This window comes from Pinirhizobacter sp. (assembly GCF_036499745.1).
In the GTDB taxonomy this organism is placed as follows: domain Bacteria; phylum Pseudomonadota; class Gammaproteobacteria; order Xanthomonadales; family Rhodanobacteraceae; genus Pinirhizobacter.
Genome location: NZ_DASYDG010000019.1, coordinates 122,983 through 141,137, shown reverse-complemented (window position 1 = coordinate 141,137; position 18,155 = coordinate 122,983). Strand labels below are relative to the sequence as shown.

The 18,155-nt window shown below is 64.2% G+C and carries 11 protein-coding genes and 1 riboswitch; of the genes, 7 read left to right on the top strand and 4 right to left on the bottom strand.

The genetic code is table 11. The features are described from left to right. The 3 genes from metK to VGM61_RS07490 all read left to right on the top strand — a co-directional run. A partial coding sequence (metK, locus tag VGM61_RS07500; protein ID WP_331522136.1) for a methionine adenosyltransferase occupies window positions 1-1,069 on the top strand: 1,069 nt, incomplete at its 5' end. Between the two features lie 222 nt (window positions 1,070-1,291). Further along, window positions 1,292-4,387 (top strand): TonB-dependent receptor, encoded by a 3,096-nt coding sequence (locus VGM61_RS07495; RefSeq protein WP_331522135.1) that lies wholly within the window; start codon window positions 1,292-1,294, stop codon window positions 4,385-4,387. Between the two features lie 145 nt (window positions 4,388-4,532). Further along, complete coding sequence (locus VGM61_RS07490; RefSeq protein ID WP_331522134.1) at window positions 4,533-6,413, top strand: ATP-binding cassette domain-containing protein; 1,881 nt, start codon at window positions 4,533-4,535, stop codon at window positions 6,411-6,413. Between the two features lie 74 nt (window positions 6,414-6,487). On the opposite strand, the gene ppc is transcribed toward VGM61_RS07490, so the two are convergent. Continuing rightward, window positions 6,488-9,193: a phosphoenolpyruvate carboxylase gene (gene ppc, locus VGM61_RS07485; RefSeq protein ID WP_331522132.1), complete on the bottom strand. Its 2,706-nt coding sequence runs from the start codon at window positions 9,191-9,193 to the stop codon at window positions 6,488-6,490. A 97-nt stretch (window positions 9,194-9,290) separates the two neighbouring features. Then, window positions 9,291-9,383, top strand: a riboswitch (S-adenosyl-L-homocysteine riboswitch). 16 nt (window positions 9,384-9,399) lie between these two features. Between ppc and ahcY the strand changes: the two genes are divergently transcribed. Next, the gene (ahcY, locus tag VGM61_RS07480) at window positions 9,400-10,830 is read left to right on the top strand and encodes an adenosylhomocysteinase (RefSeq protein WP_331522131.1); all 1,431 of its coding nucleotides are present in this window, start codon (window positions 9,400-9,402) and stop codon (window positions 10,828-10,830) included. Window positions 10,831-10,921: 91 nt separating this feature from the next. Here ahcY and VGM61_RS07475 read toward each other — a convergent pair whose 3' ends face one another. Next, window positions 10,922-12,151 (bottom strand): M12 family metallo-peptidase, encoded by a 1,230-nt coding sequence (locus VGM61_RS07475; RefSeq protein WP_331522130.1) that lies wholly within the window; start codon window positions 12,149-12,151, stop codon window positions 10,922-10,924. 247 nt (window positions 12,152-12,398) lie between these two features. On the opposite strand from VGM61_RS07475, the gene metF reads away from it, so the two are divergent. From metF to VGM61_RS07460, 3 genes are read left to right on the top strand one after another with little or no spacing between them, the layout of a single operon-like run. Beyond that, the gene (metF, locus tag VGM61_RS07470; protein WP_331522129.1) at window positions 12,399-13,238 is read left to right on the top strand and encodes a methylenetetrahydrofolate reductase [NAD(P)H]; all 840 of its coding nucleotides are present in this window, start codon (window positions 12,399-12,401) and stop codon (window positions 13,236-13,238) included. A gap of 29 nt (window positions 13,239-13,267) precedes the next feature. After that, on the top strand, window positions 13,268-13,750 hold the full coding sequence (locus VGM61_RS07465; protein WP_331522128.1) for a DUF4124 domain-containing protein: 483 nt from the start codon (window positions 13,268-13,270) through the stop codon (window positions 13,748-13,750). A gap of 53 nt (window positions 13,751-13,803) precedes the next feature. Continuing rightward, window positions 13,804-14,721 carry a branched-chain amino acid transaminase gene (locus VGM61_RS07460; RefSeq protein ID WP_331522127.1) on the top strand — a complete coding sequence of 306 codons (918 nt, stop codon included), beginning with the start codon at window positions 13,804-13,806 and terminating at the stop codon, window positions 14,719-14,721. Here the strand turns inward: VGM61_RS07460 and VGM61_RS07455 are convergent. Continuing rightward, window positions 14,718-15,779: a hypothetical protein gene (locus VGM61_RS07455; protein ID WP_331522126.1), complete on the bottom strand. Its 1,062-nt coding sequence runs from the start codon at window positions 15,777-15,779 to the stop codon at window positions 14,718-14,720. The two genes, VGM61_RS07460 and VGM61_RS07455, sit on opposite strands and share 4 nt — an antisense overlap. Next, window positions 15,776-18,136, bottom strand: a complete 2,361-nt coding sequence (locus VGM61_RS07450) for a phosphoketolase family protein (protein WP_331522125.1) — start codon at window positions 18,134-18,136, stop codon at window positions 15,776-15,778. Before VGM61_RS07450 ends, VGM61_RS07455 begins: the two co-directional genes overlap by 4 nt. Window positions 18,137-18,155 lie beyond the last annotated feature (19 nt).

Sequence of the window (18,155 nt, the reverse complement as noted above, 5' to 3'; positions counted from 1 at the left end):
AGGCGTGGCCATCGTCGCCGGCGAGATCACCACCAGCGCCTGGATCGACCTGGAAGCGCTTACGCGCAAGGTGATCCTGGACATCGGCTACAACAGCTCGGAAGTCGGTTTCGACGGCGAGACCTGCGGCGTGCTCAACCTCATCGGCAAGCAGTCACCTGATATCAACCAGGGCGTGGATCGCAAGAAGCCCGAGGAACAGGGCGCCGGCGACCAGGGCCTGATGTTCGGCTACGCCACCAGCGAAACCGCCGAATACATGCCGGCGGCGATCCACTATGCCCACCGCCTGGTCGAACAACAGACCAAGGTGCGCAAGAAGAAGAACTCTCCCCTGCCCTGGCTGCGTCCGGACGCCAAGAGCCAGGTCACCCTGCGCTACGAAGACGGCAAGGCCGTGGCCATCGACGCGGTGGTGCTGTCCACGCAGCACGATCCGGGTGTGAAGCAGAAGGATCTTATCGAAGGCGTGCGCGAGCTGATCCTCAAGCCCGTGCTGCCGTCCAAGCTCCTGCACAAGGGCACCAAGTTCCACATCAACCCGACCGGCAAATTCGTCATCGGTGGTCCGGTGGGCGACTGCGGCCTGACCGGCCGCAAGATCATCGTCGACACCTACGGCGGCTGGGCCCGCCACGGCGGCGGTGCGTTCTCGGGCAAGGATCCGTCCAAGGTGGATCGTTCGGCCGCCTACGCCGCACGCTACGTGGCCAAGAACATCGTGGCTGCCGGCCTTGCCGATCGCTGCGAGATCCAGGTGTCCTACGCCATCGGCGTGGCCGAGCCGACGTCCATTTCGGTCACCACCTTCGGCACCGGCAAGATCGCCGATGACAAGATCGAGAAGATCATCCGCAAGCACTTTGATCTTCGCCCGTACGGCATCATCAAGATGCTCGACCTGGTACACCCGATCTACCAGCCCACCGCGTCGAACGGCCACTTCGGCCGCACGCCGTACGAGATGAAGGATGCCCACGGCAACACCTTCACCGCGTTCTCGTGGGAGAAGACGGACAAGGCCGACGAAATCCGCGAAGCGGCCGGCCTGGGTGCCAAGCGCAAGTAAGCGTTCAGTAACCTGTCAAGGATAAGGCCGCCCTCCGGGGCGGCCTTTTTCGTTGGATACGATCAAAAGGCACACCACGGAACCTACGTAACCGTCTCAAATTGGCGCTGCATGTCATGCATCGGGGCGTAACGCATTGACACCGGCGTATACCGCTCGGTAGTTTCATCCGCAGCCGCCGTTTCGCGGCACGAACCGGACCGCGAAGTCCGGCGACCTGATATGGATGTCGGGTTTCGCACGCGCATGGCCTGCATGGCCTTCAGCCACGTGCCCTTCGACATCCCCATCAGCCGCCGGAACGTTCCGCGAGATCCGGGCCTTTCCGTTGCCTTGGGGAGTTCCATCAGCATGACGCTACCGCACCAACCAATCCGCCGACGCCTGTTGGCCACAGCCCTCGCCTGCGCAGTCGCCACACCAGCCTTCGCGCAGTCCAACGCCTCGGGGGTGATCTTCGGTCGCGCCACGGCCGGCGATACCCTCCGCGTGGAGAACCTGGACACCGGCCTGGTCCGCGAGATCTCCACCGACACCGAAGGCCGCTACCGCGCGCCGTCGCTGCCAGTGGGCCGCTATCGCGTCGACCTCAAGCGCAACGGCGCCACGACGCACTCTCGCGATAACGTAAGCGTGAACCTGGGCGCGGGAACCGACGTCAGCTTCGTCGCGGCCACCACATCGCTGGCTGGTGTTTCCGTTAGCGCCAATGCGCTTCCCGCCATCGATGTCTCTTCCACCGACTCACGCACGGTGGTCACCGCCGAGCAGCTACGCAAGCTGCCTCTGGCACGCAACACGACCGCCGCGGCGCTACTGGCACCGGGTACGGTGCAGTCCGACTCCCGCTACGGCAATGTCGCCTCGTTCGGCGGCGCCTCAGCCGCGGAAAACCAGTACTACATCAACGGTTTTTCGGTGACCAATGCCCTCACCGGGATCGGCTCGATCGGGCTGCCCTTCAACGCCATCGACCAGCAGCAGGTCTACACCGGTGGCTATGGTGCGGAATACGGCCGCTCCACCGGCGGCGTGGTCGATATCGTCACCCAGCGCGGCGGCAATACCTGGAAGGGTGGCGCGCAGATGTTCTGGAACCCGCGCCCGCTCGCCGATTCGCCGCGAAATGTCTACCGTGATGGAAAACTTTTCCAGGATCGCAGCCGGAACAAGGATTCATCGTACGAGTACGCCGCCTACCTCGGCGGCCCGCTGGTGAAGGACAAGCTGTTCTTTTACGGTGCCGTGGATATCACGAAGGAAAACCAGCGCGAGGCGAGAAGTGCCTCCGTGGGCACGCTCGAACAGTCCAGGATCAAGGCCACGCGATGGCTCACGAAGCTGGACTGGAACATTACCGACTCCAACATTCTCGAATTCACCGCCATCGGCGATAACGCCGACGAAACCTACGGCGTCTATTCCTACGACGTCGCCAACGCCACCGAAGGCGCCTACCGCGGCAAACGCTATCTGAAAAACAGTGCCCTGGCGGGCTCCGCGCCCGGCGGCAATGTCTATATCGCGCGATACACCGGCTACCTCACCGACGACCTCACCCTCAACGTGCTGGCCGGTCGCAGCCGGAGCAATCACGTCGATACGACCACCAGCGCCACGGGCATGGACTGCCCGGTCGTCGCCGATTCGCGCCCCGGAAGCGCGGCGAACCCCGTGACTGGTTGCAGCGTCGTCGGTAGCTCGCTGGGCGCCCCGGGCGCGTATGACAAAACGCGTAGCTGGCGCGCGGACCTCCAGTACACCGTCGGCGACCATACGCTTCGGGCCGGCGTGGATAACCAGTTCCTGGATTCCTTCAGCGGCTCGCGCTACGAGGGCAACAACTACTGGAGTTACCAGGCCCCTCCCTCGAGCCCCGAGAGCATCGAAAACCTGTTGGCGGGCTATCCGGACCTGCACCTTCCCGCCGATGGAAGCGATATCGTCCTGCGCCGACGCTTCATCACCGAGGCCCGTGCCCGCACCAACCAGGAAGCCCAGTACATCGAGGACCGCTGGCAGGTCTCGGACAACTGGCTGGTGTACCTTGGCCTGCGCAACGAGCAGTTCAAGAACTTCAACGGCGACGGCCAGGTCTACGTAAAACAGCGCCATCAGCTGGCACCGCGCGTGGGCGCTTCGTGGGACGTCTTCGGTGATTCCTCGTTCAAGGTGTACGCCAATGCCGGCCGCTACCATCTGGCGGTACCCTCGAACGTCGCCATCCGCGGCGCGTCGGCATCAACCTATGAGCGGGAATGGTTTACGTTCACGGGTATCGATCCAGTCACCGGCATTCCCACCGGCGCAACGCCAATCTCCAGTCTCAGCTACTCCAATGGCGCCGACGGCCGTACGCCAGACCCGAAGCAGGTGGCGGCACGCAATTTGAAGTCCTACTACCAGGATGAATTCATCCTTGGCTTCGACAAGCAACTGGGTGCCGACTGGGCGTTCGGCGCACGGGCCACCTTCCGCAACCTGCGCAGCTCCATCGACGACTTCTGCGACACCCGGCCATTCGACCGGTATGCCGAGGCGAACGGCGTGGACTTCAGCCAGGCCAATATCGACCGTTGCTTCATCTTCAATCCAGGGCAGGGCAACACCTTCCGCATCGACATGACCGGCAAGGGCGACTACCAGGACATCACCCTGTCGAAGAAGGAGCTCGGCTTCCCAGATCTGAAGCGGCGCTATTACGCCCTGGACGCGTACCTTGAACATCGCTTCAACCATCAGTGGTACGGCAAGCTGCAGTACATCTTCTCGCGCAGCTATGGCAACTCCGAAGGGCTCCTGAAGTCCGACATCGGGCAGCTCGACCCGTCGGTCACGCAGGATTGGGACTCCCCGGAAATCACCGTGGGCGCAAACGGACCGCTACCCAACGACCGTACGCACGTGGTCAAGGCCTTCGGCTATTTCCAGCCATCCGATCGCTGGTTGTTCAGCAGCAACCTCAGCGTGGCATCGGGTCGCCCGAAGAACTGCTTCGGCCTGGGTCCCAACGATGTCATCGGCTACGGTGCGGCGTACTTCTACTGCGACGGCAAGCCTTCACCCCGTGGCTCGCGTGGCCGGCTGCCCTGGACCTGGAACCTGGACCTCTCCGCCCAGTACATGCCGGACTTCGCCCGGAACAAGCTGGCCTTCACCGCGGATGTCTTCAATGTATTTACCCAGCAGCGCACGTTGAGCGTGTACGAGTACGGCGAGACGGATTCCGGCGCGCGTGACATCAACTATCTGCGTCCCTTGAGCTTCCAGACGCCGCGCTATGTCCGGCTGGGCGTGCGTTACGACTTCTCGCTGTAAGGGATCAGATAACTAGAAAGAGGGCGCCGCGGTTCCCGCCACGGCGCCCAACTCCAGACCCTTGCCGCCCCTCGTGGGCGGCTTTTTTTGCCCGTGATCCATCGGCCCCCGGGCTGGCCGGCGCGCAACTGGCTACAATGGGCGGATGCCCCTTATCCAACTTCAAAAAGTCGACTTCTCCGTCGGCGGCCCCCTCCTGCTCAACGGCATCGACCTTGTCATCGAGCCCAACGAGCGCGTCTGCGTGGTGGGGCGCAATGGCGCGGGCAAATCCACCCTGCTCAAACTCATCGCCGGCGAACTCAGCGCCGATGATGGCGAGGTACGCCCGCAGGGCGGCCTCCGCGTGGCACGGCTGACCCAGGAAGTGCCTCACGATACCGAGGGCACCGTGTTCGACGTGGTGGCCAGTGGCCTTGGCGAACTGGGGCGATTGCTGGCGCAGTATCACCACCTCCTGGCCGAGGGCGACTTCGAACGCCTGGGCGAGGTGCAGACAAAGATCGAGGCCCAGCATGGCTGGGACCTGGACCGTCGCGTGCAGCAGGTGATCGAGCGCCTGGACCTTCCTGGCGACGCCAGTTTCGGCTCGCTGTCGGGCGGCATGAAGCGCCGCGTGTTGTTGGGGCGTGCCCTTGCCAGCGGCCCGGACCTGCTGCTGCTGGACGAACCCACCAACCACCTGGACATCGAAGCCATTGCCTGGCTCGAGGAATTCCTGCGCAATTTCGCCGGCAGCATCATCTTCATCACCCATGACCGCAGCTTCCTGCGGGCATTGGCCACGCGAATCGTCGAAATCGATCGCGGCGGGCTCACCAGCTGGCCCGGCGACTACGACAACTACCTGCGCCGCCGCGAAGAACGCCTGCACGCTGAGTCCCAGGCCAACGCGCTGTTCGACAAGCGCCTGGCCCAGGAAGAAGTGTGGATCCGCCAGGGCATCAAAGCCCGCCGCACGCGCAACGAAGGCCGGGTGCGCGCACTCAAGGCGCTGCGCAACGAGCGTTCCGAGCGACGCGAGCTTGGCGGCAATGCCCGCATGACGCTGGCCAACGCGCAAACGTCCGGCCGCAAGGTGGTGGACGTGGAAGGCGTGACCCACGGCTATGGTGGCCGCCTGTTGCTTAAGGATTTCTCCACCGTCGTCATGCGTGGCGACCGCATCGGTATCGTCGGCCCCAACGGCGCGGGCAAGAGCACCCTGCTGAAGATCATGCTTGGTGAATTGAAACCGCAGACCGGCGAAGTGAGCCTGGGCACCAACCTGCAGGTGGCCTACTTCGATCAGCACCGCGGCCAGCTGAACGACGAACTGAACGCCCTGGATAATGTTGCCGAGGGGCGTGAGTTCATCGAACTCAATGGCCAGCGCAAACACATCATGGGCTACCTGCAGGATTTCCTCTTCTCGCCCGAACGTGCCCGCGCACCGATCACGCGGCTGTCGGGTGGCGAGCGCAACCGCCTGCTGCTGGCCAAGCTTTTCGCCCAGCCCTCCAACCTGCTGGTGATGGACGAACCCACCAACGACCTGGACGTCGAGACGCTCGAGCTGCTCGAGGAACTCCTGGGCGAGTACCAGGGCACCCTGCTGCTGGTGTCGCATGACCGAGCCTTCATCGACAACGTCGTATCGAGCACGCTTGTGCTGGAAGGCGAGGGCCGCGTGGGTGAATACGTCGGCGGTTACAGCGATTGGATACGCCAGCGCGACCAGGCTGCGACGATGAAATCCACCAGCTCAACCCGGGTATCGCCTTCGCCGGGCGCGCCTGTACCCGCCGTGCCGGAAGCTCCGAAGAAAAAGCTCAGCTTCAAGGAACAACGGGAACTTGATGCGCTGCCTGTACGGCTCGAACAGCTCGAGGCGGAAATCACCTCGCGAACGCGGGCGATGAACGAGCCTGAATTCTTCAAGCAGGACAGCGCCGCGATCGTCAAGGCCAACGAAGAAATCGCCCGGCTGCAGGCCGAGCTCGACGCCGCGTTCGCGCGGTGGGAAGTCCTCGAAGCTGGCGGCTGACGTGTTGTCCCGGGGGATATCCCGGGAGTGTGGTGGACGTCGATAAAGGCCGGAGTTCAACGCCGGCCTTTTTTTCAACCGGTGTTCTGCAGGCCTTGCGACACACCATTGACGCATGCGACCAACGCCGAAAGCAGGTCGTCTTCCTTCGATCCCGCCTGGCGCCAGCGCCGGAGCAAATCGACCTGGAGCACGCTCATCGGGTCGACATACGGATTGCGCAAGCGGATGGACACCGCGAGCCTGGGCTCATCGTGCAACAAGCCCGAAGCACCGCGCAATTTCAACACCCAGCGCAGCGTTCGCTCGAATTCGCCGCGGATCATGCCGAAGAAGGTGTCGTGCAGGTCGCCGGATAATTTCGAGAAGGCCTCGGCAATGTCGAGATCTGCCTTGGCCAGCACCATCTCCACGTCAGCCAGCATGCTGCGGAAGAACGGCCAGTCGGCGGCCATCTGCTTCAGGGTTTCTTCCCCCTTGCTGGCTGCCACCGCTTCCAGGCCCGCGCCAAGCCCATACCAGCCGGTAAGAACGGCCCGGCACTGGGTCCAGGCGAATACCCAGGGGATGGCGCGCAGATCCTGCACGCCCTTCATGCTGCGGCGGCGCGACGGGCGTGACCCCAATGTCATGTGTTCGATGACGTCGATCGGGGTTGCGGAACGGAAGTATTCAACGAAACGCGGCGTGTCGACAAATTCGCGATAGGCCGCACGGCTGCGTGCCGATACATCGGCCATCACCTCGCGCCAGGCGTCTTCGCGCGATTCGGCGTCACGAGGGCGTAGCGACGCCAGCAACACCGCACCCACCGTCTGCTCGAGGTTGCGCACGGCAAGCGCACGCACGCCGTACTTGCGATGGATCACCTCGCCTTGTTCGGTCACACGCAATACGCCAGCCACCGAACCACGCGGGGAGGACATCAGCGCATTGGTGATGCGCGAACCACCACGGCTCGCCGAACCGCCACGGCCATGGAAGAAGGAAACGACGATGCCTGCCTGCCTCGCCACCTCCAGCAGCTCCACCTGGGCACGCTGCAGACTCCAGCGCGATGCCACCGTGCCACCATCCTTGCCGCTGTCGGAATAGCCCAGCATCACCCATTGGCGGTCACCGCGGCGGGCCAGATGGGCGCGGTAGACCGGGTCTTCGAGCAATGCGCGAAGCGTATCGGGGCCGGCGGCCAGGTCGTCGATGGTCTCGAACAGGGGCGCCACGTCAAGCGGCACGCCGCCGTCCTCGAGCATGCCGCCCAGGCGCGCCAAAGCCAACACCGCGAGCACATCGGCGGCGCTGCGCGCCATGCTGATGATGTACAGCCCCGTGGCGTCCACGCCGTAGCGTCCGCGCGCCTGGGCCAGCGTGGCGAACACGGCCCGCAGCGAGCGGACCGCATCGTCGGCTTCGCCGGCGACGAAACTGCGCTCGCCCGAAGCGTACGGACGCAGCAGTGACGCGCGCTTGCCCGCGTCGTAGCCGGCAAACCCATCGTCGTCCAGCAACGCGGAAAGCGCTTCGTCGTGCACGCTGGAATCCTGCCGGACATCCAGCCGCGCCAGATGGAAACCAAACGTACGCGCGCGCCACAGCACGCGCTGCACGGCATAGGCGCCCGCGTGTGCGCCGCCGTGCCCCAGCAGGCTGTGCTCAATCAGGTCGATGTCGTCGACGAAGGCCTGCGGCGATTCATAGGCCTCGCCGTCACCGTGCAGTGTTGCCTGCAGGCGTGCCTGGACCAGGGCCAGGAACGACCGGTAGGGCATGTTCGCGTGGCGGGGCCGGATCGCCGCGGCAGCGGCGGGGAGTTTCTCGCGATAGGCCTCGAGCCGGCGCGCCAGTTTGCCGTCCACCTCGACCCGGCTATCGGTCTGGCTGAGCAGCCTCGCCAGCGCACCGATATCCTGGATATAACGCTCCAGCACATGCGTGCGTTGTGCGCTTAGCGAAGCCTCGATGGTATCGGCCCCGACATTCGGGTTGCCGTCCATGTCGCCACCGACCCAGGTGGCGAAGCGGAGCAGGCGCGGCACGGTGGCATCGTTGCCGTAGGTTTCTGCCAGCGCCTGGACCATCGCCTCGTAAAGCGAAGGCAGCACCCGGTAGATCGGTTGCGCCAGGTAGAAACCGACGTGGTCGAATTCATCCTGCACGCTCGGGCGCACCGGCGATGCCTCGGCCGTCTGCCACCCCGCGGAAAGTGCCATGAGGATGCGGGCATCGTCGTCGCGGCGCTCCTGCGGCGTGCGGGTGGGATCGAATTCGTCCACCAGGGCGCGGATGATCTCCTGCTCCTTTTCCAGCAATGATCGGCGCACGGCCTCGGTCGGATGAGCTGTGAATACCGGCTCGATATCCACTTTGGCCAGCAACGCCATGAGTTCATCGAGCGACACACCCTGCGCCTTCAACTGGCCCAGCACCGCGGCCAGCGACTCCGGCTGGGGCGCGCCGCCCTCGCGCTGGTAATCGCGGCGGCGGCGGATCCGGTGCACGCGCTCGGCGGTGTTCACGGCCTGGAAGTAGGTAGCGAAGGCCCGGGCCAGCGCCTCGGCCTGCGTGGCCGGCAGGCCGGTCAGCAGCTTTCCCAGCACCTCCACGCCCTGCCCGCTGCGCCGCCGGCTGATCGCCGCCGTGCGGACGCTCTCGACCTGGTCGAAGAAGGACTTGCCCTGCTGTTCGGCCAGCATCTGGCCCACCAGGGCGCCCAGACGGCGCACGTCCTCACGCAGGGGGCCATCGTGGGGCAGGAATTCGGGATCGCGAGGGGTTTCCATGGGTTCAGGCCTGGCACGCTGCAAAGCAGCAAGCATAACCAAGCATGTCATATATCCGTTCATACGGAAGTCGAGATATAATCAGCTTTCCGTTTTGCCCGCCGAGGGGCGCTGCGACCTTGCGCCGATCCCACGTGATCGTGCCATGGCCAGGCTCGGCGCGGCAGCTGCACAACGGCGCCCCCGTACCCAACCGGAGCTACGCCATGAACGCCGTCACCAAAGAATCCGCCAAGCACGACTACAACGTCCGCGACATGTCCCAGGCCGACCTCGGCCGCCGCCGCATCCGCATGGCGGAAGAAGAAATGCCGGGCCTGATGCAGATCCGTGCCCGCTACGCCAAGGAAAAGCCGCTCAAGGGCGTGCGCCTTTCAGGCTCGCTGCATGTCACCAAGGAAACGGCCGTGCTGGCCGAGACCCTGCGCGAGCTGGGTGCCTCGGTGCGCTGGGCCTCGTGCAATATTTTCTCCACCCAGGACGACGTCGCCGCCGCGATGGCCGCCGGCGGCCTGCCGGTGTTCGCCTGGAAGGGCGAGACGCTCGAGGAGTACTGGGACTGCACGCTCGACATGCTCACCCACCCGGGCGAGACCGGCCCCCAGCTGATCGTGGACGACGGTGGCGACGCCACCCTGCTGATCCACAAGGGCCTGGAACTGGAGAACGGTTCAGACTGGGTCAACAGCCCGGGCGCCAACCATGAAGAGCAGGTGATCAAGGATCTGTTGAAGCGCGTTGCCAAGGAGCGCCCGGGTTTCTGGACGAAGGTCGCCGCCGAATGGCGCGGTGTGTCGGAAGAGACCACCACCGGCGTGCATCGCCTTTACCAGCTGGCCGAGGCCGGCCAGTTGCTGGTACCGGCGATCAACGTCAACGATTCGGTGACCAAGTCGAAGTTCGACAACCTCTACGGTTGCCGTGAGTCGCTGGCCGATGGCATCAAGCGCGCCACCGACCTGATGGTCGCAGGCAAAGTGGCCGTGGTCTGCGGTTACGGCGACGTCGGCAAGGGCTGCGCGCATTCGCTGAAGGGCTTCGGCGCCCGGGTGATCGTGACCGAGATCGATCCCATCAACGCCCTGCAGGCGGCGATGGAAGGCTTCCAGGTCACCACGATCGAAGAGACGCTCGGTACCGCCGACATCTATGTGACCACCACGGGCAACAAGGACATCATCACCTTCGAGCACATGTCGAAGATGAAGAACAACGCCCTGGTGTGCAACATCGGCCACTTCGACAACGAGATCCAGATCGATCGCCTGAACGCCGCCAAGGATGTCTCGCGCGAGACCATCAAGCCGCAGGTCGACCGCTACACCTTCGCCGGTGGCAATGCGATCTACATGCTGGCCGAAGGTCGCCTGGTAAACCTGGGCTGCGCCCACGGCCACCCGAGCTTCGTGATGTCCAACAGCTTCTCGAACCAGACGCTGGCCCAGATCGACCTGTGGACGAACAAGGACACCTACGAAAAGACGGTGTACCGCCTGCCAAAGAAGCTCGACGAAGAAGTGGCCCGCCTGCACCTTGAGCAGATCGGCGTGAAGCTGACGAAGCTCACCCAGGAACAGGCCGACTACATCGGCGTGCCGGTGGAAGGTCCCTACAAGCCGGACCATTACCGCTACTGATCGTCTGCGGCATGACGTGATCGAAAGGAGGCGTGCTTTGCACGCCTCCTTTTTTCATGAGCGCGTTTTTCTTCGATGCGTAACGCTACGCCTAGCGAAAGCCGGCCATGACTTCCTTGCGCTGGTTGATCACCCGGCGGTTGTCCTCGGTGTTCGGCGTACCGGTGACAGCTCCCTGGTAGCTCAGAAGCGGGCTGGACCAGCGCAGCAGAGTTGGGCAGCGGCGCCCGAAGTTGCAGGGATAGGACATCACCGTGCCCCAGTCACCCCGCGGATGCTGATACCCATGCCCGTAGCCATAATATGGGTTCTGACCCTGGCCGCGTTCGTGGCCTGCACCATAGTTATGGGCGATCTCGTGGGTGAACACGAAGTTACTCACGCAATCGGCCTGCGTGACCGAGAATGCCCAGTCCGCGGCTACATTCGACCACGCCACGCCACAGCTGAACCTCATGCCGTTGGGTTCGTGGATCAGCAGGGTGACGAGGTCGGCCTTGTGCACCTCACGCATTTGATGGATGTGATCGATCTGGCCGTCCTTATACGTCAGGCGGTTCAGGTCGGTGCCCTGGTTACCCGATTCGGTATACGAAATGGCGAATGCCTTATCCGCAGCCAGGCGCACGCCTCCATCGATGTTGCTGTCGGTGAAGGCCTTGTTCATCTGTGCAATCAACAGGCGGGCATGGCCTGTTATGTCGGGATATCGCGCCGCCGCGTTCCGGGCGAACAACACCAGGACGTCGGCGATCGCGCCGTCGGCGGCCGTCGCTGGCGTTTGGTCGACCGATGCTGCGCTATCCATCGGCCGCAGGGCGTCCTGGTCGTCCATCGGCAACATCGACGGATCCTGCGTGTACACCACGTGGCCGCCGGTGTGCAGCGGGCGGATTTCATATACCTTCCCGCCGTGACGGATGTCGCCGGTAAGCATGCCGCCGTTGCGCACGAGCAAGGCGTAGTCGTCGGCGCCAGCGGGAGCGTCGGACCACGAAGCGCCGGCATCGAGCCGCCCTTGCCAGACCAGCGAACCATCGGCGAAGGTTTCCGCTGCGACGCGTTCGAAGGCGAGTTCAACACCAGGCTCGAGCGTCAACGTGATCGCCTGCGTACCCGCTTCAAGCAATGCGGTGTTGGCGCTGACCTGATGCAGGATCGTATTGGCGGGGTTTTCAGAGATCGCGGCAAGACTGATATCGGCGGACGTTGCCAGCATCATGGCTGGCTGTGCTGAAAGCAGCGAGGGCGTCGCTGCGGTCGCAAGGCAGGGCGCCGCCAGGGCCGCCGCCAGCACGCAGGGAAGAATGAGTCGGTTCATGCAAAGTCCTTCTGTTAGTTTCGCCGCCCCAGGGCGGTGGCGACCGTCGTGGACGCATGAAGGAGCTTCGACTTTCCCGGGCCGGGAATATGCCGGCGCGCCGCCCCGCCTGGCGTGGGCCACGCGCGGATTCCCGGCCGTGTCTCGATGTCGGCGCTGACGGTGCAGTGGGGGCGCCTTACCAATTCCATCTTTTCATCTCAATACAAAGATATATACTGTTCAAACTCCTTCCGCCGGACCGACCATGGCCGCCATCAGTTTCGAGTTCTTCCCTCCCAAGACCGATGAACAGCGCGCCCAGCTCGACACCGCTGCGGGCCGCCTGGCCGCGTACGACCCTGACTACGTCTCGGTCACCTTCGGCGCCGGCGGATCGACCCTGAGCTACACCGACCTCACCGTGCGACACCTGCGTGAAAAACACGGTTTCAGCGTGGCGCCGCATCTGAGCTGCATGGGCGGCACGAAAACAGAGATCGCCGCCCTGCTCGATGGCTACAGGGCCGGCGGCTGCAAGCGCATCGTAGCCCTGCGCGGCGACCTTCCCTCCGGCATGGCAAGCCCTGGCGACTTCCGCTATGCCTCGGAGCTGGTGTGTTTCATCCGCGAACACAGCGGCAACCACTTCCATATCGAAGTGGCGGCGTATCCGGAAACCCATCCCCAGGCCGATGACGCGTTGAAGGACATTCGGCATTTCGGGGCCAAGGTGGCGTGCGGCGCTGATGGCGCGATCACCCAGTACTTCTTCAACGCCGACGCGTATTTTCGATTCGTCGACGACGTGCGCAAACTGGGTGTCACCATCCCGATCGTGCCCGGCATCATGCCGATCGCCAATTTCACCCAGCTGAGGCGGTTTTCCGAGGCTTGCGGCGCAGAGATTCCCCGTTGGCTGGTCAAGCGCATGCAGGCCCACGGCGACGACGCGGCAGCCACGCGCGAGCTGGCTGCCGATGCGGTGGGCGAACTGTGCCGGCGCCTGCTCGATGGCGGCGCGCCGGGGCTGCACTTCTATACGATCAACCGGGCCAAAGCCACCCAGGCGGTGCTGGCAAGGATCGGCGTCCACGCCAGGGAATGATCCGGGCCGCAACCGGGTAGGCTTGGCCGATGCGCCTTGCCTTCCTCTGCCTGCTTCTCCTTGCTCCCGCGGCGTTCGCCCAGGATGCCATCCATCGTTGTGTCGCCACCGACGGCCAAGCGGTGTTCACCGACCAGCCCTGCCAGGCCCTCAATGCCCGGCCAGCCGTGCCCGAGCCGCAGGCAGGCGCGATCAGTGTCGATCCAACGGCCACCTCGCTTGCGCCGACCTTGTGCGCCGCCGACCTCGACACGCTGCGCCAGGCCATCGCCGACGCCTTCGCGGCCCGCGACGCCAACCGCCTGGGCGGGATCACCCTATGGGAGGGCGGCCGTGACAGTGCCGTGGCCGACCTTCGCCAGTGGGCGGCCCTGGTGCGCCAGCCACTGCTGGCGGTGGAAGGCAATGAACACGACGGCCTGACCGTGCGCACCTCGGGCAGCGGCGGCAGCAACGAGGCTCATTTCGGCTTGCGTCGTCGCTCCGGCTGCCTCTGGCTCGCCCCCGGCTGATAGGGCCTGTACTGCCCGCCGGGTTAGAATGGGCGGTCGAATTGGAGAAGCCCATGTCGCAGCAATACCCCGAGTGGATCTGGCAGAACGGTGCGATCAAGCCCTGGCCAGAGGCCACGGTGCACGTCATGGCGCACGCCCTGCACTACGGTTCGTCCGTGTTCGAAGGCATCCGCAGTTATGCCACGCCCGACGGCGCCGCGATCTTCCGGCTGACCGATCACTTAAAGCGCCTGTACATGTCGGCGAAGATCTACGACATCGTCATTCCCTACACCATCGATGAACTCGCCGGCGCCTGCCGCGAGGTGATCAAGAAGAACGGCCTGGGCGCGGCCTATCTGCGACCGGTGGCCTTCCGGGGCCTGGGTGGCTTCGGCCTGTCGGCCGATTGTCCGACCGACACCGCCGTGGCGGCGTGGCCGATGGGTCCTTATCTCGGGCCTGAGGCGCTCAAACAGGGCATCGACGCCTGCGTGTCGAGCTGGCAGCGCTTCGCGCCCAACACCATTCCCGCTGGCGCCAAGGCCGGCGGGAATTACCTTTCCGGCCAGTTGATCGCCCGCGAAGCGCGCCGCCTGGGCTTTGGCGAAGGTATCGCGCTGGCATCATCGGGCCTGCTTAGCGAAGGGGCCGGCGAGAATCTCTTCCTGGTGTTCGACGGCGCGTTGCACACGGCACCTGCCAGTGCGTCCATCCTCACCGGCATCACCCGCCACACGCTGATGACCCTGGCGCGCGAGGAAGGCATCGATGTCATCGAGCGCGACCTGCCCCGCGAATTCCTCTACCTGGCCGATGAGATCCTGATGTGCGGCACGGCAGCGGAAGTCACCCCGATCCGTTCGGTGGACGGAAAGAAGGTGGGTTCAGGCACCGCCGGTCCAATCACACGCCTGTTGCAGGATCGGTTCTTCGGCCTGTTCGACGGCACGACGGCCGACCGCTGGGGCTGGCTCGAGCCGCTCTAGGCGAACGACAGGCGGGCGGCGTGCAGGGCTATCTGCGCGTCCTCGCCGGTCGGCACCACTGCCATGTGGGTCTGGCCGATCCCGGCCCAGTGCAGGCCCTCGACGATGGCATCGCGCACGACGTGGTCGTGTTCGCCGATGCCACCGGTGAACACCAGCAGGTCGATGCCGCCCATCGATGCCGCCATAGCCGCAATGCCCTTGCGCGCGGCATGCACGAATACCTCGATGGCCAGCTTGGCCGACGGCTCTTTCGAGGCGTGCAGGTCACGCATGTCGCTGGACACGCCCGACAGCCCCTTCAGGCCCGACTGCCGGTTGATGCACGTATCGAGTTCGTCGGCGGACCAATCCTTCTCGCGCATCAGCCACTCGATCACACCCGGGTCGAGGTCCCCCGGGCGTGAGCCCATGACGATGCCGCCGGCGGGTGTCAGGCCCATGCTGGTGTCCACCGATTGTCCATCGAGCACGGCCGTGACACTGGCGCCGTTACCCAGATGGGCAATCACCGTGCGTGCGGGCAGGTCCGGCCCCAGTTCGCGCACGATCGACTCGCACGACAGGCCATGGAACCCATAGCGTTCGATGCCCTCATCGCGAAGCGCTTGGGGCAACGGCATGATGCGCGCCCGCTCGGGCATGGTCGAATGGAAGGCGGTATCAAGGCACGCCACCGCAGGCACGCCGGGAAACACTTCGCCGGCGCGGCGGATAATCTTCAATGCCGCCGGCACGTGCAGCGGCGCAAAGGCCCTGGCCGCATCGAGCATCCGCAGCACGTCGCCATCGATGCGCCGATGTTCGCGCAGCTTCGGCCCGCCGTGGACGATACGGTGACCGATGGCCTGCACCGGCGGTTGCGCCTTGAGCACATGGGCGATGCGGTCCAGTGCGTCGCCGGGCGCATCGACCTCTTTGCCATGCACACGGATGCCGCCACCGTGCTCGGTGTCGGCGTCGCCGGCGATACGCGCATGGGGCGTGTCGGCATCAACGTCGAACAAGCCGAACTTCAGGGTCGAGGAACCCACGTTCAGGGCAAGCACCGTGGTCATTTGGCGCTCTTCCACTGCCAGTCGCGGATAGAGGGCATGTCCTGTCCGTGTTCGCTCACGTAAAGGCGATGCTTCTCGATGCCCGTCCAGTAGGCATGGGCTGCGGCCTGGCGAAGGTGCTCGAACCGCGGGATGCGGTTGATGGCATCAAGGGTAAGCTGGAAGCGGTCGAGGTTGTTGAGCACCATCATGTCGAACGCCGTGGTGGTGGTGCCTTCTTCCTTGTAACCGCGCACGTGGATGTTGTCGTGGTTATGGCGGCGGTAGGTAAGCTTGTGCACCACGCCGGGATAACCATGGAAGGCGAAGATCACCGGCCTGTTACGTGTGAAGAGTTCGTCGAACTGGTCATCGTCCATGCCATGCGGATGTTCTTCATTGGGCTCGAGCGACATCAGGTCCACCACATTGACGACGCGGATGCGGATGTCCGGCGCGAAGTCGCGCAGCAGCATCACCGCCGCCAGGGCTTCCACGGTCGGTGCATCACCGGCGCAGGCCATCACCACGTCGGGGTCGTCTTCACCCTGCCCCGCCCACGACCAGATGCCCGCCCCGGCGGCACAGTGTCGTACGGCTTCGTCCATCGACAGCCACTGCCAGTCCGGCTGTTTGCCCGCGACAATAAGGTTCACGTATTGCCTGCTGCGCAGGCAATGGTCGGCCACCGATAGCAGGCAATTGGCATCCGGCGGCAGGTAGATCCGCACGACCTCGGATTTCTTGTTCGCCACGTGGTCAATGAAGCCGGGATCCTGGTGCGAGAATCCATTGTGGTCCTGGTGCCAGACGTGCGAGGTCAACAGGTAATTCAGCGACGCGACCGGCGCACGCCACTCGATCGTGCGCGTGGTCTTGAGCCACTTCGCGTGCTGGTTGAACATCGAATCGATGATGTGGATGAAGGCCTCGTAACACGAGAACAGACCGTGGCGGCCAGTCAGCAGATACCCCTCCAGCCAGCCCTGGCACTGGTGCTCGCTCAATACCTCCATCACGCGGCCGTCGGGGGAAAGATTCTCATCGACGTCCTCCACTTCGGCCATCCATGCCTTGCCACTGGCCTCGTACACGGCCTCCAGGCGGTTGGATGCGGTTTCGTCAGGACCGAACAGGCGGAAGTTGGCCGTGGCCATGTTCTTGCGCATGACTTCACGCAGGAACTTGCCCAGCACTCGCGTAGCCTCGGCCTTGTGGTCGCCCGGGGATTTAACGTCCTCGGCGAAGTCGCGGAAGTGAGGCATATCAAGGGGCTTGAGCAACAAGCCGCCGTTGGCATGTGGATTAGCACCCATGCGACGGCGCCCCGTCGGCGCCAGGGCGGCAAGTTCGTCGAGGAACTTGCCATGCTCATCGAATAATTCCTCGTGCCGGTAACTGCGGAGCCAGTCTTCCAGGATCTGCAGATGCCCGGGCTTGTCGAAGTCGGTTATCGGTACCTGATGAGCACGCCAGGTACCCTCCACCGGCTTGCCGTCCACGATCTTCGGGCCGGTCCAGCCCTTGGGCGTGCGGAACACGATCATCGGCCAGCGCGGGCGGGCGGTGTTGCCGTTTTCGCGTGCATCCTTCTGGATGCTGCGGATCCGTGCCATGCACGCGTCGAGGGCCGCGGCCAAAGCCTGGTGCACCTTCATCGGCTCGTGGCCTTCGACGAAATGCGGCTCGTAGCCGTAGCCATGCATCAGGTCGGTAAGTTCATCCTTGCCGATGCGCGCCAGCAATGTTGGGTTGGCGATCTTGAAGCCGTTCAAGTGCAGGATCGGCAGCACCGCGCCGTCGCGTGCGGGGTTCAGGAATTTGTTCGAATGCCAACCAGTGGCAAGCGCGCCGGTTTCCGCCTCGCCGTCGCCCACGATGCAGGCCACCACAAGGTCGGGATTGTCGAAGGCTGCACCGAAGGCATGCGAGAGGGAATACCCAAGCTCGCCACCCTCGTGAATCGATCCCGGCGTCTCCGGGGACACGTGGCTGGGTACGCCGTAAGGCCAGGAGAATTGCCGGAACAACTGCCGCATGCCATCGCGGTTGCGTTCGATATGCGGGTAGGTTTCGGTATAGGAACCTTCAAGGTAAGTATGCGCGACCAGCCCCGGTCCGCCGTGGCCTGGCCCGATCACGTAGATCATGTTCACATCCTGCTCGGTGATCAGCCGGTTCAGGTGCACGTAGATGAAATTGAGGCCGGTGGTGGTGCCCCAGTGACCGAGCAGGCGGTGCTTGATGTCGCCGATTTCCAGCGGCCGTTCCAGCAAGGGATTGTCCCGAAGATAGATCTGGCCAACCGTAAGGTAATTGGCCGCACGCCAGTAGGCGTCCATCTTGCGCAAGAGGGATTTCGACAGGACATCGGCCATCGGGAACTCTCCGGCTTCG